The organism is Candidatus Rubrimentiphilum sp. (genome assembly GCA_035710515.1).
In the GTDB taxonomy this organism is placed as follows: Bacteria; Vulcanimicrobiota; Vulcanimicrobiia; order Vulcanimicrobiales; family Vulcanimicrobiaceae; genus Rubrimentiphilum.
Map to the genome: position 1 here is coordinate 776,901 of DASTDE010000001.1, position 22,859 is coordinate 799,759.

29 protein-coding genes and 3 tRNA genes are annotated in these 22,859 nt (G+C 59.6%); 16 read left to right on the plus strand and 16 right to left on the minus strand.

All coding sequences use genetic code 11. The features are described from left to right. Positions 1-24 precede the first annotated feature (24 nt). Positions 25-879 (plus strand): aldo/keto reductase, encoded by an 855-nt coding sequence (locus VFO29_03815; GenBank protein HET9392643.1) that lies wholly within the window; start codon positions 25-27, stop codon positions 877-879. On the opposite strand, the gene VFO29_03820 is transcribed toward VFO29_03815, so the two are convergent. Beyond that, on the minus strand, positions 842-1,636 hold the full coding sequence (locus VFO29_03820) for a YihY/virulence factor BrkB family protein (protein ID HET9392644.1): 795 nt from the start codon (positions 1,634-1,636) through the stop codon (positions 842-844). The two genes, VFO29_03815 and VFO29_03820, sit on opposite strands and share 38 nt — an antisense overlap. Before the next feature lie 123 nt (positions 1,637-1,759). Here VFO29_03820 and VFO29_03825 point away from each other — a divergent pair, with 123 nt between their 5' ends. The 5 genes from VFO29_03825 (at position 1,760) to VFO29_03845 (ending at position 5,346) form a co-directional block, all read left to right on the plus strand. Beyond that, positions 1,760-2,365, plus strand: a complete 606-nt coding sequence (locus VFO29_03825) for a DUF5666 domain-containing protein (GenBank protein ID HET9392645.1) — start codon at positions 1,760-1,762, stop codon at positions 2,363-2,365. Positions 2,366-2,485: 120 nt separating this feature from the next. Continuing rightward, entirely contained in the window at positions 2,486-2,830 is a 345-nt protein-coding gene (locus tag VFO29_03830) for a metalloregulator ArsR/SmtB family transcription factor (protein HET9392646.1), read from the plus strand. Positions 2,831-2,887: 57 nt separating this feature from the next. Next, a complete protein-coding gene (locus VFO29_03835) occupies positions 2,888-3,562 on the plus strand; it encodes an MIP/aquaporin family protein (protein HET9392647.1) in 675 nt (224 codons plus the stop codon). Next, the gene (locus VFO29_03840; protein HET9392648.1) at positions 3,562-3,939 is read left to right on the plus strand and encodes an arsenate reductase ArsC; all 378 of its coding nucleotides are present in this window, start codon (positions 3,562-3,564) and stop codon (positions 3,937-3,939) included. The genes VFO29_03835 and VFO29_03840 overlap by 1 nt, the downstream gene beginning before the upstream one ends. Further along, positions 3,940-5,346 (plus strand): MFS transporter, encoded by a 1,407-nt coding sequence (locus VFO29_03845; protein ID HET9392649.1) that lies wholly within the window; start codon positions 3,940-3,942, stop codon positions 5,344-5,346. Here VFO29_03845 and VFO29_03850 read toward each other — a convergent pair. Continuing rightward, positions 5,343-5,705 (minus strand): hypothetical protein, encoded by a 363-nt coding sequence (locus VFO29_03850; protein ID HET9392650.1) that lies wholly within the window; start codon positions 5,703-5,705, stop codon positions 5,343-5,345. The two genes, VFO29_03845 and VFO29_03850, sit on opposite strands and share 4 nt — an antisense overlap. A gap of 101 nt (positions 5,706-5,806) precedes the next feature. Between VFO29_03850 and VFO29_03855 the strand changes: the two genes are divergently transcribed. Genes VFO29_03855 through VFO29_03865 form a run of 3 tightly spaced genes read left to right on the plus strand, consistent with a single transcriptional unit; the run spans position 5,807 to position 7,172 of the window. Beyond that, positions 5,807-6,556 (plus strand): MEDS domain-containing protein, encoded by a 750-nt coding sequence (locus VFO29_03855; GenBank protein HET9392651.1) that lies wholly within the window; start codon positions 5,807-5,809, stop codon positions 6,554-6,556. Then, positions 6,553-6,996 carry a response regulator gene (locus VFO29_03860; GenBank protein ID HET9392652.1) on the plus strand — a complete coding sequence of 148 codons (444 nt, stop codon included), beginning with the start codon at positions 6,553-6,555 and terminating at the stop codon, positions 6,994-6,996. Before VFO29_03855 ends, VFO29_03860 begins: the two co-directional genes overlap by 4 nt. A 29-nt stretch (positions 6,997-7,025) precedes the next feature. Then, positions 7,026-7,172, plus strand: coding sequence for a hypothetical protein (locus VFO29_03865; protein HET9392653.1), 147 nt, complete (start codon positions 7,026-7,028; stop codon positions 7,170-7,172). On the opposite strand, the gene VFO29_03870 is transcribed toward VFO29_03865, so the two are convergent. Both VFO29_03870 and VFO29_03875 read right to left on the minus strand, forming a co-directional pair. Next, complete coding sequence (locus VFO29_03870; protein ID HET9392654.1) at positions 7,169-8,788, minus strand: retropepsin-like aspartic protease; 1,620 nt, start codon at positions 8,786-8,788, stop codon at positions 7,169-7,171. The genes VFO29_03865 and VFO29_03870 overlap by 4 nt on opposite strands. Beyond that, on the minus strand, positions 8,785-10,461 hold the full coding sequence (locus tag VFO29_03875; GenBank protein ID HET9392655.1) for a retropepsin-like aspartic protease: 1,677 nt from the start codon (positions 10,459-10,461) through the stop codon (positions 8,785-8,787). The genes VFO29_03870 and VFO29_03875 overlap by 4 nt, the downstream gene beginning before the upstream one ends. A 79-nt stretch (positions 10,462-10,540) precedes the next feature. On the opposite strand from VFO29_03875, the gene VFO29_03880 reads away from it, so the two are divergent. Further along, on the plus strand, positions 10,541-11,206 hold the full coding sequence (locus VFO29_03880; protein ID HET9392656.1) for a Bax inhibitor-1 family protein: 666 nt from the start codon (positions 10,541-10,543) through the stop codon (positions 11,204-11,206). Here VFO29_03880 and VFO29_03885 read toward each other — a convergent pair. Next, positions 11,203-11,634 carry a hypothetical protein gene (locus VFO29_03885; protein HET9392657.1) on the minus strand — a complete coding sequence of 144 codons (432 nt, stop codon included), beginning with the start codon at positions 11,632-11,634 and terminating at the stop codon, positions 11,203-11,205. The genes VFO29_03880 and VFO29_03885 overlap by 4 nt on opposite strands. A gap of 104 nt (positions 11,635-11,738) precedes the next feature. Between VFO29_03885 and VFO29_03890 the strand changes: the two genes are divergently transcribed. Continuing rightward, entirely contained in the window at positions 11,739-12,071 is a 333-nt protein-coding gene (locus tag VFO29_03890; protein HET9392658.1) for a hypothetical protein, read from the plus strand. An 8-nt stretch (positions 12,072-12,079) separates the two neighbouring features. On the opposite strand, the gene VFO29_03895 is transcribed toward VFO29_03890, so the two are convergent. The 4 genes from VFO29_03895 to VFO29_03910 form a co-directional block, all read right to left on the minus strand. Next, positions 12,080-12,154, minus strand: a tRNA-Val gene (locus VFO29_03895). A gap of 83 nt (positions 12,155-12,237) precedes the next feature. Beyond that, positions 12,238-12,945, minus strand: coding sequence for a hypothetical protein (locus VFO29_03900; protein ID HET9392659.1), 708 nt, complete (start codon positions 12,943-12,945; stop codon positions 12,238-12,240). Between the two features lie 87 nt (positions 12,946-13,032). Then, on the minus strand, positions 13,033-14,412 hold the full coding sequence (locus tag VFO29_03905; protein HET9392660.1) for a tetratricopeptide repeat protein: 1,380 nt from the start codon (positions 14,410-14,412) through the stop codon (positions 13,033-13,035). Next, a complete protein-coding gene (locus VFO29_03910; protein ID HET9392661.1) occupies positions 14,409-15,452 on the minus strand; it encodes a hypothetical protein in 1,044 nt (347 codons plus the stop codon). Before VFO29_03910 ends, VFO29_03905 begins: the two co-directional genes overlap by 4 nt. Before the next feature lie 79 nt (positions 15,453-15,531). Here VFO29_03910 and VFO29_03915 point away from each other — a divergent pair. From VFO29_03915 to VFO29_03930, 4 genes are all read left to right on the plus strand, one after another. Then, positions 15,532-15,606 (plus strand) — tRNA-Val (locus tag VFO29_03915). 12 nt (positions 15,607-15,618) lie between these two features. Further along, a tRNA-Asp gene (locus VFO29_03920) sits at positions 15,619-15,695 on the plus strand. Positions 15,696-15,815: 120 nt separating this feature from the next. Beyond that, on the plus strand, positions 15,816-16,175 hold the full coding sequence (locus tag VFO29_03925; GenBank protein ID HET9392662.1) for a hypothetical protein: 360 nt from the start codon (positions 15,816-15,818) through the stop codon (positions 16,173-16,175). Between the two features lie 3 nt (positions 16,176-16,178). After that, positions 16,179-17,246 carry a hypothetical protein gene (locus VFO29_03930; protein ID HET9392663.1) on the plus strand — a complete coding sequence of 356 codons (1,068 nt, stop codon included), beginning with the start codon at positions 16,179-16,181 and terminating at the stop codon, positions 17,244-17,246. A 20-nt stretch (positions 17,247-17,266) separates the two neighbouring features. On the opposite strand, the gene VFO29_03935 is transcribed toward VFO29_03930, so the two are convergent. The 5 genes from VFO29_03935 to VFO29_03955 form a co-directional block, all read right to left on the minus strand. Next, entirely contained in the window at positions 17,267-17,674 is a 408-nt protein-coding gene (locus VFO29_03935) for a hypothetical protein (GenBank protein ID HET9392664.1), read from the minus strand. Between the two features lie 19 nt (positions 17,675-17,693). Continuing rightward, a complete protein-coding gene (locus tag VFO29_03940; protein HET9392665.1) occupies positions 17,694-18,302 on the minus strand; it encodes a hypothetical protein in 609 nt (202 codons plus the stop codon). A gap of 66 nt (positions 18,303-18,368) precedes the next feature. Beyond that, positions 18,369-19,034, minus strand: a complete 666-nt coding sequence (locus VFO29_03945; GenBank protein HET9392666.1) for an alpha/beta hydrolase — start codon at positions 19,032-19,034, stop codon at positions 18,369-18,371. Positions 19,035-19,059: 25 nt separating this feature from the next. Next, a complete protein-coding gene (locus tag VFO29_03950) occupies positions 19,060-20,061 on the minus strand; it encodes a hypothetical protein (protein ID HET9392667.1) in 1,002 nt (333 codons plus the stop codon). 17 nt (positions 20,062-20,078) lie between these two features. Further along, the gene (locus tag VFO29_03955; GenBank protein HET9392668.1) at positions 20,079-20,714 is read right to left on the minus strand and encodes a hydrolase; all 636 of its coding nucleotides are present in this window, start codon (positions 20,712-20,714) and stop codon (positions 20,079-20,081) included. A 195-nt stretch (positions 20,715-20,909) separates the two neighbouring features. On the opposite strand from VFO29_03955, the gene VFO29_03960 reads away from it, so the two are divergent. After that, entirely contained in the window at positions 20,910-21,386 is a 477-nt protein-coding gene (locus VFO29_03960) for a YdeI/OmpD-associated family protein (protein HET9392669.1), read from the plus strand. Positions 21,387-21,395: 9 nt separating this feature from the next. On the opposite strand, the gene VFO29_03965 is transcribed toward VFO29_03960, so the two are convergent. Together VFO29_03965 and VFO29_03970 are read right to left on the minus strand one after the other, a co-directional pair. Next, a complete protein-coding gene (locus VFO29_03965) occupies positions 21,396-21,893 on the minus strand; it encodes an alkaline phosphatase family protein (protein HET9392670.1) in 498 nt (165 codons plus the stop codon). Further along, positions 21,809-22,834 (minus strand): alkaline phosphatase family protein, encoded by a 1,026-nt coding sequence (locus VFO29_03970; GenBank protein ID HET9392671.1) that lies wholly within the window; start codon positions 22,832-22,834, stop codon positions 21,809-21,811. The genes VFO29_03965 and VFO29_03970 overlap by 85 nt, the downstream gene beginning before the upstream one ends. Between the last annotated feature and the right edge of the window lie 25 nt (positions 22,835-22,859).

A 22,859-nucleotide genomic window follows, 5' to 3' on the forward strand; every position in this document is an offset into this window, starting at 1 on the left:
GCCCTGGACGGGTAGATAGCGTCTATGGAAACGCGCCTTACTGCCGCAGCTGCCGGCACGATTACAATTGGCGGCGATTTAACGGTCAACCGCATGGGCTTTGGCGGCATGCGTCTCTGCGGTCCGGGTATCTGGGGCTGGCCGCAGGACCGGGAAAACGCGCTAAAAGTGCTGCGCCGCGCCATCGAGCTGGGCATCAATTTCATCGACACGGCCGATTCGTACGGGCCCGAGGTCAATGAAGAACAGATTGCGCAGGCGCTCTACCCCTATCCGGACGATCTCGTTATCGCGACCAAGGGCGGTCTGACCCGCGGCGGACCCGGCAAGTGGGAACGCGACTGCCGGCCCGAGCGCCTGAAGGCGTGTTGCGATGCGAGCCTGCGGCGGCTGAAGCTCGATACGATTGCGATCTATCAGCTGCACGCGATCGACACAAAAGTGCCCCTTGAAGACCAAGTCGGCGCGTTGCGCGAACTGCGCGATGCCGGAAAGATCCGGCACGTCGGAATTTCGAATGCTACGCTGGAGCAGCTGCAGGCCGCCGAGAAGATCGTCCCGATCGTTTCGGTGCAGAATCCATACAACTACGCGGAGCGGCGCGATAACGACGGCGTTATCGACTACTGCGAGCGTGAGGGCCTGGCGTTCCTACCGTACTTTCCGCTCAACGCCGGCGACGTGTCGGACAACAACGAGCTGCAAGAGATCGCTGAACGCCACGACGCTACCGTTTTCCAAATCGCGCTGGCGTGGCTATTGCACCGCTCGAAGATCATGCTGCCGATTCCGGGAACGCAGTCGCTGCAGCATCTCGAGGAAAATGTCGCCGCCGCGGGCATCAGGCTCGACGACGAAGACTTGCATACTCGTGAGTGAACTCGGCGCCGAACAGCACGATCTGCGCCGAGTAGTTCACCCACATCAAGAAGATAACCAGCGCGCCGGCGGCGCCGAAGATCGACGCGGTTCCAGCGCGCCCGAGGTACCACGCCAGTAAGAACTGTCCGAGAACGAAGAGCAGCGACGTCAGCGCGGCGCCCGCCCAAACGTCCCGCCATTCGATTGTTGCTGCCGGCAGAAAGCGGAAGAGCACCGCGAACGCCGCGGTGATAACGGCAAAAGAGACGAAGAAGACGATGACTTTCGAGCCCGGCGCGGCAGACAGCGCGGCGCTCGCAACCACGGAGATCATCAGCAAGAGCGCGACGCCGAGCATCACGAAGAACGACACCGCCTCCTGGCAGATAACGCCGATAAACCCCTTGCTCTGAGGTGTTACGTCCCAAATGGTGTCGAGCGCATCGCGCAGCGAACCAAACAAACCGACCGCCGCGAATACGAAGACCGTCCAGCCGACGGCTTGCGCGATGATGCCTTCGCGGCGCTGACTCAGCGTCGCATCGACCATACCGCGAATCGCCGTCCCCGAGCTGCCGCTCGCGTGCTGGGCGATATAAGCGTACACCTCCTTGCGCGCGGTCGCGTCGTTGCCGACGGCCAAAGCGGCAATCTCAATCAGCACGATGACCAGCGGCGCGACGGCAAATACCGCGAAGTACGACATCGCGGCGGCCAGCCACGGCGATTTATGACGAGCAAAGCCGGCGTACGTTGCCTTAAGAAGTGCAATCATTACGCTCTCTTTACCCGGGGCACGCTCGGCGCACAATCTTGGCGCGCGCACGCTTGGTTCGCCCCAGCAAATCTTCAGAACTAATCGACGGCGGTGTTCGTTTCGAACCCAGGAGGAACGCCCATGAAAAATCTGCACGTTGCAGCTCTGGCAACACTCTTTGGAATTAGCGCGGCGTCCGGCGTCTTTGCTTCGACGACTTCAATTGCCGTCGCGGATCAGGACGATCGAGGCAACGGCCGCAACAATCACAACCGGAACAATGGCAACTGGCAAAACCAAAATGGCCAGTGCAATACGAACGGTGGAGTTCGCGGCAACGATAACGACAACGATGCCGACGACAACAACGGTCAAATTCATCAATTGCCGCAACAAGCGCAGCAGCCTCACGGCCGCGGGCACAGGCGCGGCTGGCAGAACCCGAATAACCCGCACTACTGCGGCTACAACGGAAACTGCGGCTACAACAACGGCCAGTATGGACAGAACGGTCAATACAACGGCCGGTGCAATGGCAACGGCCAAGGCAACTCGGTGATTCGCGGAACGATTACGTCGGTGAGCGGCAACCAGGTGACGCTGATGGAAGGCTTCGGCCAGGCCGTCACGATCAACGACCAGCCGGCGCTAGATAATCAGAGCACGGGACGCGTGGTCATCGGCCGGTTCGTCACGGCGTACGGCTACTACCAGAACGGAATCTTCTACGCGACGTCGATGCAATAGGCTCTTACGCGTGTAGCTCGCAAGAGCTCGCATGTGTGCAGGACAAAACGCCCTTCCTCGGAGGGGCGTTTTTGTTGTGCTTATATTGACAAATATCGATACAGGTTCTAGTATCGAACCATGTCTCTACGGCGTTGCTGCCCGCCAAAACGCGTCGCGCGCGCAAACTACGGCGACGAAGCTGCGCTCTTCGCCGCGCTCTCGGACGAGCATCGCCTAGCGATAATCGCCTCGCTCGCGCAAACCGAGGGCGAGATTTGCGTCTGCGATTTCACCGATTGTCTGCCGCTCAATCAGCCGACGGTCTCCCACCACCTGCGCATCCTACGCGAAAGCGGACTCGTGACGGGCGTGCGGCGCGGAACTTGGGTGTACTACCGGTTGGCGGCAGATGCAAAACGGCGTTTGCAGCACGTTCTGCGCGCCATCTTCGAGGGAAAGGTCTCCTATGAACGAGCTTCATGAAAAGCAGTGCTGTTGTGACTGCGAGTGTTGCGATTGTTGCGACTGCTGCGCTAGCGCGTGCTGCAAGCCGTAACCTCGGCTAACCCGCTGGCCAAACGCGCCGTCGCGGAAGCGCTGGGCACTGCGCTCTTGCTCGCCGCGGTTGTCGGCTCGGGAATAATGGCCGAGCGGCTCTCCGGTGGAAACGTTGCCATCGCCCTGCTTGCGAACACACTGGCAACGGGTGGCGTCTTGCTCGCGATCATTCTGACATTTGGCGCGATCTCCGGGGCGCATTTCAATCCGGCTGTAACTCTGGCGGACGCCTTGCATGGCGGCTTCCGGTGGCGCGAGGTTCCGGTGTACATAACGGCGCAGATCGCCGGCGCGATCGCCGGAGTTGCGATCGCGAACGTGATGTTTGCGCAGCCGGTGTTCTTCGCGTCGCACCACGCGCGCCACGGGTTTCCCGTGCTTCTGAGCGAGTTTGTCGCAACGTTTGGTTTGCTGGCGGTTATCTGGGGCTGCGTGCGGGCCGGGAACAATGCCACGCCCTACGCGGTTTCCGCCTACATCGTGGGCGCCTATTGGTTCACTGCCTCAACATCGTTCGCGAATCCGGCCGTCACGATCGCGCGCTCGCTATCGGATACGTTTGCCGGCATCGCTCCCGGCGATATCGGCGGCTTCGTCATCGCTGAACTGGTGGGTGCGCTCGCCGCCACCGCGCTCTTTGCGTGGCTGGCTCGCTGATGCCCCTCGTGCTCTTCGTTTGCCGCCACAATACGGGCCGCAGCCAGATGGCCGAAGCGTATCTGCGCCGGTTCGCAGGCGAATCGGTTGAAGTGGCCTCGGCCGGAACGGTGGCCGCCGACAAACCCGAACCGATCGTGGTTCAAGCGATGAGCGAGGACGGAATCGACATTTCGAGCGCCCGTCCAAAACTACTGGATCCGCAAACAGTCGAACGCGCGGACGTCATCATCACGATGGGCTGCGACGTCCAAGGCGTGCCCCGCATCGACGAAGACTGGGGCTTGCCCGATCCAAAAGGCCAGCCGCTCGAGCGTGTCCGCGAGATTCGCGACCTGACGAAAGCGAAAGCAAGCGAGTTAGCGAAGCGGCTCTAAGTGCCGCTACTCCCTCTGGCGCGCCGCAAGGTGCACGCGCCGGTCGCCGTGAGCGACCGCCGAGTTCGCATTGCCAAGTTCGGAATGTACCTGGCCGGCTTCATGGCGGTCGTGAACATCAGCGTGATCTATCTGGCGCTGCCGTCGATCGAGCGCGCGCTGCATGCCGACATCGCCGATCAGCAGTGGATCCTGAGTATCTATCCTTTAATGGAAGGCGGCTTTACGCTGGCGGCCGGAACGCTCGGCGATCTCTACGGACGAAAACGCATAATGGCGGCGATGACGTGGCTGTTCTTGCTCGCCACTATCGCTTGCGCGCTGGCACCTAACACGCCGCTGCTCATCGTGGCGCGCGGTTTTCAGGGTTTAGGCGGCGCAGCGCTGCTGTCGCTTCCCGTTGCGATCCTCGTGCAGATGCTTCCCGATCCGGCCGACTGCGAGGACGCGATCAAGAATTTCGCCATGGTAGCCGGCTTGGGCGCCGTGGCCGGACCCGCCATCGGCGGCGTGCTCGTGCACTGGTTCGGCTGGCCGTCCATTTTTTATCTGTCGGTCATCATGACGGTCGTTGTGCTGGCTACGCTGCCGGCGACCGAAGAGAGCAAGCGCGATCCGGCGTTGCGCATCGACGGCATCGGCCAGGCGTTGAGCATCCTCTCGCTCCTGGCGATCTGCTTCGCACTGATCGAGGGCAACGAGCGCGGCTGGCTCTCTCCCGTGATCGTGGGCGCGTTCATTCTTTCCGTCGTGACCCTGGCGGTGTTCTTGTACGTCGAAGGGCGCGTCGCACAACCGATGATTCACCTGCGCTACTTTGCGGTGCGTGCTTTTAACGTTGCGCTGCTAGTGATCGGCGGCATCAATTTTGCGTGGTACGGCGTCATGCTGCTGTGCACGCTGTTCCTGCAAGACGTGCTGCACCAATCCGCGATGCTGGCCGGGTTCTATCTGATGCCGAGCAACATTGCGTTCTTTTTGGCAAACCAATATAGCAGTGCGGTGCAGAAGCGGCTCGGCGCGCGTGGCATCATCACGGTGAGTTTTATCATCAGCTTGGCCGGCATGGGTTGGCTCGCTCTGCTCGGAGCCGCCTCGGCAGCGTGGGAAGTTTCGGCCGGCCTGTTCATCGCGGGCATCGGATGGGGATTTGCGTTCACGCCTGCGGCATCGATGGGAATGGCGGCGGTGACCTCGGCCGATGAGGGATTCGCATCGGGCGCGGAAGCACTCAGCCGTTCGCTCTTCGGCGTTTTCGGAATCGCCGTCTTAGGGTCGGTCCTGTCCGCCGGAATCAGCGGCGGCAGTTTTGTCTACGGACTGCACGCTTCGCTCATTGTCTGCATGGGGCTAACGCTGGTGGTCGGCGTCTTGGTCTACGGTATGCTGCGCAACCGGACGGCTTAGAGGCTCCCTTCGTCGACGTCAATTTCGTTTTTAAAATCCGCGTTTCCGACGTGTTTGTCCGCGAAGAATTTGCCGCTAACCGTTAGCGTTTGGCCATTGGAGAGTTTTGGGTGCCCGTAACTGTACACATGAACGCACGACCCGTCGCACAAGTCGAACGTCGTATAGTCGTTGCCGCGCCGCGACGTGCGCTCGCTTAACTGCTGTATCGTTCCATTGACGGTCACGTGCTGACCGTCAAATGAAGCCGGCGCTGCGAGAATAGTGGCAATAGGCGTGGGTGAAGCTGAGGGCGCCGGTGACGCAGCCAGCAAAACAAAGCAAAAGCCCAGGCCGATGAAGCGCGATGTCGGAAACATAGCTATCGCCTTTCGCGTTGCCGGGGTGGTGAACCCCTGGAAGTTGGGTAAGTATGACCGCTATGCGCATGCTTGTTAGCCCAGAGCCGCGAGGTCATTTTGTGCAGTTCTGCGGGGCGGACGAACGCTTTTTAGTTCGCAATGTCGGAAGATTCTTGTTCGAAGGCTTGGAGGCCGGCGACAGCTTAGCCATCGTGGCGACGCAATCTCGGCGCGATAAGTTCGTGGACGAGATAATGCGCTTGGGCGGCGACGCCGGCTCCGCAAGCGCGGAGGGCCGTCTGCGTTTACTCGATCGCGATAGAACGCTCGAGCAGATCTGCGTGGCGGGCCAGCCGAACCGCGAGCGGTTTGACGAAATTATCGGGGGCATGCTCCGCAAATTGCCTGGTGAGCGCATCCGGGCATATGGCGAGATGGTCGGTAAGTTGTGGGAAGAGGGCCGCCGCGCCGAAGCGATCTGCCTTGAAGATCTGTGGAATGACCTGCAAAAGACGACGCCGTTTACCCTATTTTGTAGCTATTCGATCGACGTTTTCAGCGACGACTTTCAACTCGCGAGCGTGGACCCCGTCCTATGCGCGCACACGCAGCTTTTCCCCGGCGGCTTGGATCGGGCGTTGGAACGTGCTGTCAATACAGCCATGGACGACGTCTTGGGCGACCGCGTCCATAACCTGCGCTCGCTGATCAAGGCGAACTATCGTCCGTCGTGGGGCGTGGTCCCGCGGCCGGAAAGCATGATTCTGTGGCTGCGCAATAACCTGCCGGACTTGGCCGATGCGATTGTCGATCGCGCGCGCGAGCACTACGATCTGCTCAGCCGCGAAGCCAGTTGGGAGCCGGCGTGACCTCGGCTTCGTACACGGTCGTTCTTGTCACGGGAGATCCGCTGTATGGAGCGCGCTTGCGGCGCGCATTCATCAAAGGTGGCCGCGGCGTATGCCTATTCTTAGCGGGTTCGGGCGCCAATACCAACGACTTGCCACCCGTTCAGGCGCAGACGTATCCGCGTCCGCACGTCTTCTTGCTCGATCTTGATCTGCCGTGGGATGAAGCGATAGCGTCGCTGAGCTGGCTGCGCAAGCGTCCGGAATTCGCCGACGTGCCGGTGGTCGCGCTGGCAAGACAGGGTGAAACCGAGATCGTAAAAGGCGTGTATCGCGGCGGGGCAAACGCATGCGTGCTGAAACCCATGACCGAAAAGGAAATGCGGGAGATTGCAAGCGGCATCGGCGACTATGCCTATTTACTGCAGATCAAACCTTCGGAATCACTCGTCTGGGCTTAGGCTCTAGCGTTCTACACAGAGAGGCACTCATGGCCGACAAACCCAAAGATAATTCAGGCGTCTTCGGAAACGACGAACTTGACGAAGAGGTAACGAGCGCCGACGATACCGGGATCGTCAAACAACAACAGGAAATCGCCGAAGAAGAGATCCTTTCACACCTGAAAGACGATTAGCTGCCCCAGCGCGTGCGGTAGCGATCGTTCGGCACGAGATAGATCTTCGCGTGGCGATAATCGAAATACAGATCGAAATTGCGCAGCACGTCCTGGCCGATTAAGCCATCGTAGTCTTCTTGATTGAACGAGTTGGCTGTTTGGGTTGCGAAAAAAAGCCAGCGCGGAAAGCTGATCGTCGATAGGCCAAGGCCGTTGACTTCGACCGGACGGATCTCGATCTCGCCGCCGACGCCGCCGCTCGATTCGACGAATGGAAACGAATCCTCGATGGCTTCGCCCATCCCCTGATCGGCGGTATCCGCCGGGTGTGCCGCTACAAACTCCGAGAAAAGCAAACTGCGATCGGCACCGGTGTCCAGAATAAATTTCTGAGCCGAAGTTGCGCCGATGCGAGCCGCGATTACCGGCACCTGGTCGTCCAACCGGATCGGCAGTACTAAGGCGCCGGCGGGCGGCGTGAATGCACTGGGATCGATGGCTTCGACGGTTCCGTTTAGATAGTCGACGTGTATGACTGTCGAGGCGATGAGGTCGTAACCCATTAAACCCGCGATGGGGGTGCCGTCGGACGCATACCAGTGGAACGGCGCCGCTTCGATCGCGACGTTTTGCATCGTGAGGTTTCCGATCGTGATCTGCGGCACGATCGCCCGCGAGGCTAAATACGCTCCGGCGGTGACTTCCGTTAACTTGCCGTAGAGCGGAATCTTCAAGGCTTCGGCAACCGAACGATCGAGCAGCAGCCCCGACGCGCCCGAGTCCAGCTGGAAGTCTACTTTGCGCCCGCCGATCTGCGTCTTCACGATGATGCGGTCGCTCAAAATAGATACCGGTAATGAAACGCGCGACCCGCCCAGCGTCACTGGGTTGCGTGCGTCCGGCGGAATGACAAGTTTGGAAGCGTCGATCGCCACGCCGTGCTGCAGAGTCTGAAGTTGTGAATCTTCGTCGTTACCCGGCTGCCCGTCGCTGACGTGGACGTGCCAAGCCTCGGTCACTCCGTCGGTGGTGCGAAAGTCATCATAGGTCGTCACAATGCGGCCTTGCTCGACCGCGCGCTCGGTGCGGATGATCAAGTACTTGGCCTTGTCGTAATAAATGAATTCCACGCGGCCGTCGGGCGGCGAGACTTTCACGACATAGGCCGGCGACGGGTCGGAGATCGCGCCGAGCAACTGCACGCCGCTGTTTTTTTGCAGGGCGTGGCTAAGGCCCAGTGCCTTGCGATTCGCGTCATCACGTCCGTGAACGCCCGTTACGAGATGCGTCAAGCCGTTGGCGTTCTGCGCCCACTCTTGTCCGTGATATTGGCCGTCAGCTTCATGGAACGGGCCCAGTGTTATGTCGTCACGATAATCGTCACCCGAGACCAGCGAGGTGGTTGTGCCGGTCAGGTCGCCTTCCTTATATGTCCATGCCGCGCTGCGCGTCTTCGGCATACCCGGCGGGAGCTTGCCCACGGCGGTGGCGTGCAGTTTCAAGAGCGCGCTCAACGTCATCGTCGTGGGCGTGATTCCAAAAGGCTCGATCGCGCCGGTCTGCGCCGGCAACGATGACGGAAGAAGCGCGAGCGCGCCCGTCAGGATAAGCGTGCGCAGCATGGCCGTGCTCACATGTGGAATGCGTTGAAGAACGACTTGTTCGGCTTCAGCAGAACGCGGTTGTGCGGATAGTCCACGTACATGTCGTAGTACTTGAGGAAATCCGCCCCAAGCGCTGCGTCCACCTGATGGCCCCCATAGTCTTCGTCGGCATCGGTACCGAGCATGTAGTAGCTGATGAAGTGCGCCTGCCCGAACTGTAAGTCAGGGATCGTACTCAGCCAAACCTCGGCCTCTCTCCCGTAGCCGCCCGAGTCAGCAAACGGAACGACTGCCGACGAGTGATTCCGGCCGTTCGTATCCTTTACCGATTCCGGATAGCGCGAAGTGAAATGACCAAAGACAAACGAGATTTCGAAATTGTTCGCAAACAAGATCGCCGAGCTAAAGTGAAAGTTCAGCAATCCTTCCAAGAACGCGTACCCGTCATCGAAATGCAGCGGGATGGAAAAGGCGCCCTCCACCGGCTGGCCGCTGTCGAACGCACTGGCCGGATCGAGGGTGATCTTGCCGTTGTCGTAGTCGATTTTGAAGACTCCACTCTTGAGGACATCGTATCCCAGCGTTCCGACAACTTGCGTATCCCCGCCGATGTGGTAGTTAAATCTCAGCGCGCGCATGGCGAAGTTGTGCAGCGTTAGGCCGCCAATCTGCATTGAAGGCACGATCGTGTCATAAGGAATCGGCGTCCCGTCAGGCATCCGCAGCGCGTGCCCGTTGGCGGAAAGGCCCAGTTGCTGCGCGACGTCCCAGTCGATGTACGAACCCGAATCACCCGTAGAAAGCTCGAAGTCGAGACCACGTCCGTTGATGTTGACGCGTACGACGGCCGTCGGGGCGACGAACGGCTGGTATTGTCCAAGGCCCGTCTCAAAGTACAGCCTCTCGGATATGACGCGTGCCGGGATCTCCACATGGCCGTTGTAGGTCGCAAATGCCGGCGTGTCCGACGGCGTGATAAAGTCGCGCACGTCAACGGGCTCGCCTATCGTCAGCGACTGGCGCATGAAATCGTCGTCCAGATACGCGCGGCCGTCGGTGACGTGGATGTGCCACGGCTGCGTCAGGCCTTTGGTCGGCCGGTAGTCGCTGTAGGTCGCCGTATACCGGGTCGTGTAGATCGCATTGACGATCTCGTCGATCAAGCCGGTATTCTTGTCGTAAAAAACCCATTCGGGATGTTTGTAGTTCGGGCGAGTGATCTGCACGACGTACGCCGGATGCGGGTCCGCCACTTCGCCGATCACCTTGACGTCGTTCTTCGTATCCTCCGTGTCGCCGAAGTTACGCATGAAGATGAGCATCTCAAAGCTCGTGGGATCGGGGGCTTCCATCGGCGAGACGTACCCGTTCGGATCTTTGTGCCAGCGATGGCCCAGAAACTGGCCGTATTCGTCCACGACGGGTCCGGCTACGATTTTTGAGCGAAAGTCAAAGCCTTTGCGCGTGAGCGTTTCCGTGCCGGCCAAACCGGCATTCGAGAAATGCCACACCTCGCGGTGCGTATCGTCCACGCCCGCCTTAAGCTGGCCGACTGCGGCATCGTAGTGCTTGAGGATCTGCGAGACCGTGGCGGTCGTCGGCGTGATGCCATCCGGCGGCGCGTCGAGCTTGTCGTCTTTGGCCAGCGCCACGGTCGCCGTAATGAGTGCGAGGATCGGAAGAATGAACAGAGTGCGCTTCATGTTTACACCCTCCGGAAGAGAACGGTTGATCGAATCTTAGAGGCGAGGTTGACGAGCCCTCCCTTGTGAACATATCCCCATGCTTTCCGGCTCTCAATCTCCGCCCCAGCGCTTTTCGCTGGCGCCTGCCGTACCGGTCCAGCATTTGCTGGGGCAGGTCCTCGGCATCACCGCGTTAGGTCTGGTGATCACGGCCCTGGCGGCGACGCTCTTTCAACATGTTCCGCCCGTTGCCGGTCTCATAGCACTTATTGCCGGCTTCATTCTGCTCTTCGTGATCAATGCGACGCGCGCCAATTCCGCGCTTTCGCTGACGCTATTTTATGCCTTCACATTTCTCGAAGGCGTCGGGCTGGCGCCGACCATCGGGTATTACAACAGTACCGTCGGCTCCGACGTGGTCGCGCAGGCGGCGATGACCACGGGGCTCGGCATGTTCGCCTTGGGGGCGATCGTCTACGCGACCGGCCTCGACCTGCGGCGCTTCGCGAGCTATTTTTATCTCGCGCTTATCGCGCTGGTGATTGCGGGCATCGTCTCGGCTTTTACGCATTGGCTGCAACCGCAGGTCTACTCGTGGATCGTGCTGGTGATTTTCTCGGGGCTCGTGTTAATCGATTTTGCGCGAATCCGCGCGGGTGGCGATAACCTCACGCCGGTTCAATTAGCGATCCAGATATACTTGGATGCAATCAACATCTTCTTGGCGATTCTGCAAATATTGGGCGGCAGGCGAAGAAGCTAAACACGAATTCGCGTGCATGTGACGTTACCCCATACGGCGTTATGCGTTGTTATGCTGGTTGCCGACAGGGCGACAATCTTGTCCAAATGATCGGGCGGTTTGGGTCGCGACTGGTACCCCTGCCCTGAAATGTAAACCTCTTTCGGATCCCAGTCCTCCACCGTAAAGAGAATCGTGTTCCCATCGGCCATCCGCCAATGCCCGGCTGCGCGGGTTGCGCCCGCCGGAGACCGTGCGAGAGAGCTATATGTTCCGTTCGGAGAGATGATCGTCTCCGTTACGAACTCGAAATGATAAGGATACTCCGCAGTCTGAGGACAGCGCCAAGCGCCGGTAATCGTTACTTTTTGCGCGGCGAGGGTGCTCGCGCTGCATGCACTCCAGAGCAAAAGTGCAGCGATAAGTCTTACGAACTTGTCAGTCGGCATAGCGGCCGCCTTGCCCCCGCATGCGTGGGTTTTCCTGCGTCTTCCGGATGACAAAGGCTCAAGGCGTCGCGGTCGCTAAGGGCTGCGGCACAGGAGGTTCTTACATGAGGGCTCGCATTTATTTCTTGGCGGCGCTTGCCGCGGTATCGATTCTATTTACCTCGATCCAGACCGCGTCCGCGCGCGGCGGGATGGTCGTAAATGGCACGCGGAATAACATTATGGTGGAAGAGTTCAACGGCAGGGGAATGCCCAGCAATCAGATCCACTTACGGCCCGGTGGGCAACGGAGTCTTCGAGCCGATACGGTGAACATTCACGCGGAGATGAGTCTTCCGGGCGGTAGACCATGGGCGCCTTGCGGACCAATGCGTCGCGCGAGTGGCGGCACGTTACGCGTTGTGGCCTCGGGTGCGCACGGCTGCCGGATTCAATAGCGCTCTAATGGTGGGCGGTATTGGGATTGAACCAATGACCTCTTCCGTGTCAGGGAAGCGCTCTCCCACTGAGCTAACCGCCCTCGTTGTCTAAGAAACGAGCCCCAGATATTTCTGGGGCTCGTCTCAATTTCATCTTTACCCCGCGAACGAGGTAAAGAAGTCTTTACTGGATGCTATTGGCGTAAAAGATGTTGCCGTTCCAATTGCCGGCCGCCGTGATGGTGCGCCCCGGAAAGAGCGAACCGCTGATCGCGCCGCGTGAAGCCGCATTGGCGTCGTTAATCGTGATCAGGTTCAGGCCTTGCGCGATTTGGATCGAGTTGCCGTTGACCGAAACGATCAGTCCGCGCACCGATGCACCTGAGAACGGGCCTCCGAAGTTCTTGTAGTTGCCGCCGACCGGCACGAACACGTTGCCGTTGCCAAAGTTGCCGCGCAGCGTGACCTGCTGTCCGACGACCAAGTGACGGTCGCCCGTGTTGATTTGAACCTCTTGACCGTTCGCCAGCGTGACGATCGCCGTGTGGTCGCTGTTGATGCCGGTGACGGTGCCCATAATGAAGGCGCCGTTCATGTGGCTCTTGCACCAGCCGCGCATGTTGCCGGCCGGGTTGATGCAGCTTTGCGCCATCGCGCTTTTGCCATGTGAGCGCTTGACCTTCTTGTCGGCGTCGTTGTCATTGTCGTTATCGACCTTGACGCGCGAATCGTTGTCGACTCTGGTCACGACCTTGGCGTGAGCGTTCGCGGCGTTGCCGTGAACGTGCTTGCCCTTGTCTTTGTCCTTGTCGGCCAACGCAGCCGACGCCGAGCCCGCGATCAGGACTAGTGCGAAGGCGGTCGCAAGCGCACGGTTGGTAAGTTGTTTCATCCGTTTTGTCTCCTAGCTGTAGATCGGGATGTCTCAAGAGTAACGTTCCCAAAGCGCGCGGCGGTGCGCGAGGGCGCGCTCGCTTGGTTAAAGGTCGGCGACAGTCGGTGGGGCCTCGTGCCAGATAGCGTTGAACCGCGCGTTCGCAGCTGTCGCGCATGGGCCGTCGCCGAGGTGAGTGCAGGCGAGCGCTAGCAGGTAGAATGCGCGCGGATCGCCGGGCAAACGCGTGAGCGATTCCTGCAGGGCTGCACGCGCGTCCGAGTATCGCCCCGCACGAACATAGAGCGCTCCCAATGCGGGACCGGCCGGAAAGAGCGGAAGATATTCGCTCGTGTCGTCACGCTTTTGAATGGCGATGGCGCGCTGGAGCGACGCGACGGCAGCGGTGATATTGCCTCGGCGCTCCTCGATGGCCGACTGCAGGATAGGAACCAGGTCGCTGTCCGGAACGGACCCTCGCAATTCGGCGAGTTGTTGATCGGCTGAATTGAGGTCTTGCTCGTGCGCGTACGCCATGCCGAGCGCGAAAGGCTGGCGCGAGTTCGGTTGCGATACCGACGCGACGATCTCCGCCCACTTTCCAAACCGCGCGAGCGTCAATGGGCGCAGCGAGCTCAGCGTTTGATCCTCTACTCGCGTCGCCCACTGCTGCGCAAGCTGCAGATCCCCGAGCATCATCGCTGCTGCATAACCGACTTCCGTATCGTGCGGGCCGTATTCCAACTCATACGGCCTCGGACCGGCGTTCCAGGCCACGCGCAGCCGCCAGGCGCGATCGCTGGCCGCGACGGCCTTCGCATAGAGCCCAGTTTCAGTATAGGCGTGCGCCGGCATGTGCGCGAGATGCTCTTCTTGCGGCAAGAAAGTCATCGCGCTCAATCGATCTGCGCAGGCGATTACGGGTGTGCGATCGGGCAAATCGTCGTAGGCGTGAATGCACAGATGATTTGCCATCACGTTCTGCGGATGACGTTGGAGCACGGGTTGCAGCAATGCGAGGACGCTGGCGGGCGGCTCGCGATCCTCGAGCATCGCTTCGGCTGTGATTGTTACTGCATCGTCATCAAGCGGGTGCGCGGCGACGATCTCACTCATCGCTTGCACGTAGCGCCGTTCGTCCGTCTCATGCGCATCCCACGTATCCGCGTAACGAAGCGCCAGCGCATCGATATACGCCCGTTCGATCGGCGACGCGTGAGACTCCAGCGACACCGCATGCTTTACGGCGCTTTGTGCCGCGGCAAACGCTTCGGGTGAGGGCGGATGGTTCAAGTCGCCGGCGGCAGCGAGCGCCTCGCCCCAAGCTGCCATCGCCAGATTCGGATCCTGTTGCAAGGCGCTTGCAAATGCATTGCCCGCGCCGGCGCGATCGTACGCATAGAACGAGGCCAATCCACGATCGAAAGACTTTTGTGCTTGCGGGTCGCTCGTTGAGACGACCATCGCGAGCACGAGCGAAATCATGCCGCCTTTCTATTAGTTTCGCGAGCGCGTTCGTCCAGCAAAGCAAGCACGAATAGCTCACCTTCGGCCAACCCCGCACGCGCGCGGGGTGTTCGAGCGGCCGCGAGGCGGCCTTGTTCCATATACGCCTCGACGATAGCCGGATGCACATAGCACTTGCGGCAGATCGCAGGCGTGTTGCCTAAGTGCTTGGCGACTTCTTTGACGACATCGACAACGCGCTGCTTGCGTTCGGTTTGCGCTTCGAGGATGACGTCGTCAGCCAAGAGCATCGCGCAGGTGACGGTGCCGGCCCACGTCCGGAAATCCTTGGCGGAAAAATCCTCGCCCGAGATCTCACGGATGTAGTCGTTGACGTCGGCCGAATCGATCGCGCCGGTCGCCCCGTCATCAGCGACATATTCAAACAGTTGCTGGCCGGGCAAATCTTGACACTGCCGGATGATCTTTGCCAGACGGCGATCGCGCAAGTCGATCGCCTGCCGCACGCCGCTCTTGCCACGGAAGGAGAAGCGAACGTTCGAGCCTTCAACCTTTGCGTGTTTGTTTCGCAGCGTCGTCAAACCGTAGGAGTTGTTGTCTTTGGCATACTCGTCGTTGCCGACACGAATTGCGGTGCTTTCCAACAGCTGCACGATGGTCGCCAAGACCTTTTCGCGCGGAAGTCCGGGAAGTGAGATGTCGGTTTCGAGCCGTTTGCGGATTTTCGGCAGGCTTTCGGCGAAGGCGATCATGCGCTCGTATTTATTTTCGTCACGCGTCTCGCGCCAGCGTTTGTGGTAGCGGTATTGCTTGCGCCCGCGCGCATCACGGGCGGTCGCTTGGATGTGGCCGTTGGCAATCGGGCAGATCCACACATCGGTATAGGCCGGCGGGACGGCCAGGGCTTTAATACGCGCGAGTTCCTTGTCGTCATCGATCTGCGAGCCGTCTGGGGCGAAATAGACGAAGTGCTCGCCGCGCTTTTGGCGGCGAATGCCCGGCATCTGGTCGGTGACGTAGCGAAGGCGTGCGGCCTTGGCTGACTCGAGGGCGTCCATCCAGTGCCCTATACCCGAAAGGCGCTTGCTAGACAGCGCCGCCGCGACTAGGATACGATATGCCGGTTCGCAAACGCATGGGCGCGTAGCTCAGTGGGAGAGCATCCGCTTCACACGCGGGGGGTCGTTGGTTCAATCCCAACCGTGCCCACCATCATTTGGCGATGGCGCTGTAGCTCAGTTGGTTAGAGCGCCGCCCTGTCACGGCGGAGGTCGAGGGTTCGAGCCCCTTCAGCGTCGCCATTTGAAAAAAGAGCTCCGATGCCTCGGAGCTCTTTTTCATGCAACGCCGGCTTATGCCGACGTGCTACCGAGCGGGGGGACGCTCCGGCCGGTCGAAGTGATAGATACAGAGGTGCAATTATGAAGCGCTTTGTGTTCTTGCTCCTGGTCGTGGCCGGTGCGTGGCTTCCGGCCCCTGTGGCTGCGCAGACTCGCACCGTTAAAGTGCAAAACGAGACGTACATTTGTTATACGGTCAAGGTCCAAGGCTATGGGAGCGACGGCCACCACCTCGACATCGGCGATGAGCGAATCGCTTCGAAAAAATCGCACACGTTCACGTACACGTACACCGGGAAGAGTGTAGATATACTCGTGAGCGCCGACGCGTGCTTTCACGGCGTAATGCCGAGCCCCGCCCACGCCAAGAACGTCCGCGTGAGCGAGACCTTCAGCATCGTACAGCCAGGAAGCAGCGCCCACATCGTACGCCGGCCCTAGCGCGTGAAGTACCTACTGTCGTTTATTGCCTTTGTCATTGTTATCATCACCGCTCCAACGCAGGCGGTGACAAGAATTCAGGAGTTCCCGGTCCCAACCGCCGGCAGTGCGCCTGGTGGTATTACAGTGGGCCCAGATGGCGCGCTGTGGTTCACTGAAACCAACGCCGACAAAATCGGCCGTATCGCGGCCTCGGGAAAGATCACGGAGTTTTCGCTTCTTCCAGCAACGCCCGGCTGGATAGAGGCGCATCCCTGCTCGCACCGGCAGCCCTTGCGAATTGCAACGGGACCTGATCGGGCGCTTTGGTTTTCGGAAACCGTTGGCTGTAACGAGAGGGACTCTGTCGGGTCTCCGCAGATCGGACGTATGACGCTCGGTGGCAAAGTCAGCGAGTTTCACGTCCCTTCATCGGCCGGAGCCGTCGACGCGATCGCATCCGGCCCGGACCATGCCATATGGTTTGTGGAAGCCGAGGGCGGGAAGGTCGGCCGCGTTTCGACCACCGGCAAGATAAGCGAATTTGCCGCTTCTCGAAATGGGCGCGACCTTGTGGGCATTATCGGCGGGCGCGATGATGCCGTTTGGTTCATCGTCACCGGATGTCCGACGTGCAGCCCGCGAGCCGAGGCCTCTAAGGGTTACGTGGGCCGCATCACTCCCGAAGGAAAGATCACGTACCACACGATTTCAAACAACGGGGTCGGTGGATTTGCGTGGGGTCCCGACGGAGCTCTGTGGTTCACAGATTCGGCTCAAGATCGTGTCGGGCGTCTCACGCTGCGTGGGAAGCTCACCCAATTTCTATTTCCTGCTCCAACGCTGTGCAAATGCAACACCGAGGCTATTCCCACTCGCGATCCCCGGGCCATTGTCAGCGGCCCGGACAGCGCGCTTTGGATTGTTGAACCGTATGCGAATAAGATCGGCCGCGTCAGTATGACCGGAAAACTCGCGGAGTTTCCGGTTCCAACGATCGACAGCTTCCCTTCCGACATAGCGGCGGGCCCGGATGGCTCAATCTGGTTTATCGAAACAAACGGGAACAAAATTGGTCGCCTTAGGCCGTAAGCGTTCAGATCAAGATTGATCTAATATGGATAGACCTGAAATTGGAGGCCGGCGATCTTTCCGTCAGCATCAAAGGCGATGTGTTCAAGCACTCGAGCGTGTTTGAACTGAATACCAAACTCATAGCCTACGGCGTATTGCACCGGCTGAGAACCGAAATAGAGCCATTTCGAGGGCCTGCCTAAGGCTTGAAGCGTCTTTTCCTCGCCGGCGACCATTTGTTGAGTGAGGCCGTTATTCGTCCGGACGTCCAGCTGCGAGCGGTCAATTTTCCCGGTCTGAAAGCGATAGAACCACTCTTGCGCCTTCATTAGGATCTTGGGATCGGCTGAAGGCAAACTCGTCGGCGTGTCGTTTGATGGGGCAGGGGCCGATTGCATCGCGCCCACGGTGACGAGTGCAACGAGTATCAGTTTCGCGAGCATCATTTGTGCTTCGTCGGCTATCTCACTGACGGACCCAACGGACGCCGTTGGTCCAACTGATCGTGCGGCCATCGGGGCTGATGGTAGCGCGGAGGCCCCAGGCGTCAACAGCAATGGTTCGCGCGTCTATGAAACGCCCGGTCGCTCGGCCGCCGACTTCACTAATAAACAACAGGTCATTCCCATTTTGTTCGACCGATGCGGTCCGTCCGGGGGATGAGCAGGGACCTTCACAGGTATATCTGCCGGTGAGATTTACTTCGGACGAGGACCCGGCGCCGAAAATTACAGCCGCCATCTGATCGCGGACTTGAGTAGTCGTCATCCCGTTGTTCTCGGTGCCGAGCGACTGCGCTACGGTGATCGTAAGGATGAACCGGTTTCCGAGATCGTAGCAAATCAGCGATACGCTGAACGCACCATTCGAGCCGTGGAAGAAGCGGCCGTCGTTGCCCGAGCTTAGGCCGACAGCGGAGAACGCTTGAGCGGCACGACCCGCGCATTGGCTATACGGGACGCCGGGGTCCGATGTCCATTGTCCCCAGGACATGTACGGGCCCGCTAAAGCCGGCGCGCCGGTAATTGCGAAAACGGTAAGAATAGTTACCAATGCAATAAGCCTCTGGCGCATAATGGGCCTCCTCTTAACTAGTTATCCAGGCCGCACCACTTCGTAGCCTAGCGCGGGCTCCCCCGGTCAAGCCCGCGCCGCAGTTAAGATCAGCTCGGCGACTTCCTTGGGATGCGAAACGAGCGACGCGTGGCTAGACGGGAGCGATATCGTCGTTGCTTTTGCACGGGAAGCCATCATCCGTTCCGTGTCCGGCGGAATCATTTGATCGTTCTCGGAGACTTGATACCAGGATGGAATCGACTTCCAGGCCGGCGTCCCCATCTTCTCGCCGAATATCGCGCCGCCGACCGGACGCTGTACCGCCGCAAGCACGGCAGCTTCTGCCGGCGGCAGATCGCCAGCAAAGCATCCCGGAAACTTTGCTCGATCGACATAAAGAAGTCCGCCGGGGCCGGGAGCGATGAACTGTGCGCCAGCGCCGGGCGGGAAGCCCCCGAGTGCTTCACCTTCGTCGGGAGCGAATGCTGCGATAAATACCAAGGCTTTGACGTTACTTGCGCCTTGCGCGGCCGATGTTATGACTGCGCCGCCGTACGAGTGGCCGGCGACGACGGTCGGGCCTTGCATCGCGTCGATCGTCGCGCGCGTATTGGCCATATCGCCCGCCAGACTCGTCATTTGATTCTGCACCGCGACAACGTTATGTCCCGCGGACTGGAGCAGCGGGATGACTTTTGCCCAACCCGAGCCATCCGACCATGCACCGTGGACCAAGACGATAGATGCCATAACAAGTTCTCCTTTCGCGCGCGCTCTATTTAACGATGATTATGCCTTTCTGGCCAACGTCGGCGTGCACGATGCACCAGTACTCGTACCGTCCCGGTTTCGGAAACGTCAAACTAAATGAGGATGTGGTTCCGGGAGTGCCGACCGGGAACAGCAAGCCCGAGTTCAGATACCCGGTGCCATTGTACGTTTTCGCCTGTGTTGGAGTCAGCGCGACAGGGTTCATAAGAAGTTTGGGCGGCCCGCCTGCCTGTGGTTGCGGAACGATGAGCGCCGGCGGTTTCTTGCCGCTCGTAAACGTAACTGTGTGGATTTCGAACGGGTCGCGAACGGTCCATGTGACCGTCGTGCCGGCGGAGATGACAAGCGGATCGTGCGTGAAGCGAAGAAGTGAGTAGCGATCTCGACTGTTTCCCATCAGCGTCACGACGACGTGCGAACCGTTGCGCTGCGGGATGAGGCTTCCGAGCGCCTTCGCGCCCGCATTTACGGATGCGGCTTGTTCGCTTTTTCCACGAGTAAGAGCGCTAGCCGGACTCTCTTTGGGTTGATTCTGGATGACGTTTATGACGCCGGTCATACCCGCGTGAATCGTGCAGCCATACTCGTAGTGCCCCGGCTTTGTGAACGTGAGTGAATACGAATACGGATGGTCATCGACCGGCGTGCCCGAATTGTGCAAGCCGCCAGTCCCATCGTATTGTCTACCACCGGCGGGAAAAAACACTTGTGGATTTCCGAAGAACGTATTGCCGTTTTTGATCGTAAACGACGGCCGGGGTGTGCCGCCCAAAAACGTAACGTTGTGGTATCCGTCAAAATGAAACGTTACGGTGTCTCCGACGTGAATCGTTAATACGCGCGGAAAAAATCCGTTGGCGTAAACACTGTCGTCCTTCGTATGGCCGCCAACGATCACAGTCCACTTTGTGGACGCGTTCGCCTGAGTCGGCGCCAAGACCGCGCTGAGGATAACAAGCGCGGCGGCGAGGCGCGTTGCGGAGAATAAAGACGTCCAACTAAACATGACGCTAGCCTCCTCGACTAAGTAACGGGGTTGCTTTGGCGTTCCGGGATTAGCCGCTCCGTGAGTACTATCTCAACGATTGCGGGTACGGTTTCCGTGCGAGCCCAGTCGCGTTGAAGTTCGCACGCCAACGAGACCCAGCTGATCGGCTGCGCGCCAGCTTGGACGACACGCTCCAGGCCTGCTCGATGAGCTTCGAGCGACGTTCCGCCGATGGCATCGATCACGGGATAGATCTCGTAGCCTTCCCTGAGCGCATCCAGCGCTGGGAACGCCATGCACACTTCGGTCCAAAGAGCACAGAAGATGAGCTTGCGACGGCCCGTTGCGCGTACTGCTGTGACGAAGTCGACGTCCTCCCACGAGTTGATGGAGGTCCTATCGATTGGCGGACTCTTCGAAAGCAGCTTTGCCAACTCTGGGACGGTCGGCTTGGTTCTGCCTGAGGCAACATTTACCGTTGAGTGGACAATCGGAACGCCGAACGCCTGAACCGTTTTCACCGTCGACACGACGTTCTTGAGGAGTAGAGCTGTATCCATAGAGCGGATTACGGCGAATTGTTCCGGCTGGTAATCGATCAGGACCATTGCCGCGTTTTTAGGAGTTATGAGATGGTCGCTTAGCGGATCGCGAACGGGGGCGCTTGCCATTTGGTTCTACCTCTTCGAGCCCGAGAGCTTCGATTTGTGCGACTGAGCCGAACAGCGATCCTTCCCCGGCAGGGGCGCAGTCGGCGACCGTTACAAAATGCCAGCATTATCAGATCTGACCTCAAGACCTTAGACGTTCACAGCCGCTCGCAGTGGCGGGCCTGGCTGCAGAAGCATCATGCCTTAAGTCCGGGTGTGTGGCTCGTCTATCACAAGGCGCACAGCGGAATCGAGTCTGTGGACTATGACGATTCGGTGTGCGAAGCGCTCTGTTTCGGGTGGGTGGACAGTCTCATCAAACGTCTAGACGCCGATCGGTACGCCCGCAAGTTTACGCCGCGAAAACCGACGAGCAACTGGTCGGATAGCAACCGGAAGCGTTGGACTGAAATGAAAGCCGCCGGGTTGTTAGCCGCCGCCGGAAAGGCAGCGGCCCCGACCGCGAAACGGCCCGCGCCGCCACCAGTTCTTCCGAAGGCGATTCCCACATATATCACTACGGCGCTGAAGGCGAACGCTAAAGCATGGAAGCAGTTTCAGGCGCTTCCGCAGACACATCGTCGCGAGTTCCTTATGTGGATTCACTCCGCGAAGCGAGAGGAAACGCGGCAGAAGCGGATTCGCGAAACGATACGGCTCCTTTCAGCCGGCAAAAAGCTCGGCCTACGCTAAGAGACGCGGTTAGTCGTCACCAATCAGCCGCTGCCATTTTGTGGGGCGGAGGCCGGGAGTCAGGCCCGTTCCGGAACCGCATACCAGGGAGCTCGGAATCGTTATCGGGACGAACGGCTTCGCGCTGCTGAAATCAAAGTAGTCGCGCAAGTTGTTGAGGTACGGCGAGGCGTCAGACTGGGCAAGCGTTCCGAGTCCAAAATTCTGTTCAGTGTATTGCAGCAGCGTCCCGAATTCGCCGTTTGTGTGAACGACTTGGCCGAGCTCCGAATACGGCGAGACAACCATGAGCGGCACACGAAAACCTGGACCGGCCTGATCGCGCACGACGTACGGCGGCACGTGATCGTAGTAGCCGCCCCAATCGTCCCAGAAGATGAAGATGACCGTTGAGTTCCAGAACTTGCTCTGGCCGATTGCATCTACGACACTGGCGACCCACCATGGGCCGCAGTACCCAAGGGGACGCCCGGATGATCGGACGTGACCGGACCGGGCAGCACCCACGTAACGTTTGCGAGATCCCCGTTCGCGACGTCGGTGAGAAACGTACCTTGCGGGGTTCGGAAGTGCGCCGTGTTGACGTTGCCGGCGAGCGGACAGTCCGCCTCTTCATCGCTTGGCCAACTCCCGCCGTAACGAATTGATTTGTTGACGTCGAGCGCGTTGATGTTTTGACAGATTGAATACGAGTAGAGACGCCAGTTCAGACCCTCTTTGGCGTTCACGAGATCTGCGAGCGAACGATACGCCCCGCCCGGCATGCCGCCGAAACACGGAAACGGCCCCGACGCAGTACTGGTTTCCTGTCCGGTCGCGGGGTCGAGCCTGTACGTCGATGTTCCCGAGGGCGAGTCGCAACCCCACGGCGTTAAGAAGACCGTTGCCGATGACGGCGGGTTCGGGTAAACGGGCCCGTCGACGACATTATTGGATTGCGCGGAAAAAATGTACTGATGCGCGGTGTACGACTCGCTGTTATGGCCCATGAAGAAGTGATCGCCGAGTGTATATGTCCTGGCAATGTCCCAATACGCGGTCGTTTCGCTGTAGTCAACGTAAGAATAGACTTGGTCGGGATCGAGATCCGGGGTTTGATCTTGATCGAAACCATTCATGCGGCACGGCGAGGCTCCGCCGGCCGTGAACGGCGGTGGAGACGGCGGGTTACACGCGAGCAGCCACGGCTGGTGATAGTTGTTCGGGTCTTGCCGCGGGCAATCGAAAACGCGAATGATGTACGTGCATTCGAGCTCGACTTGGCTCAAAATCTGAATGCTGTTGTCGGTTCTTCGGCCGGTTGAAGCGGTGTCCGCGCCCGGGAATCCGTGCGGGCCGCCAAAGATGTTGTCGAACGTGCGGTTTTCCTGCACCACGAAGACGACGTGCGTGATCGGGCTCCCGGGGGCGGCCCCAAATAATGGCGGTGACGACGAGGGAAGCGGCACCGGGTGACTTCCTCCCCCGCATGCT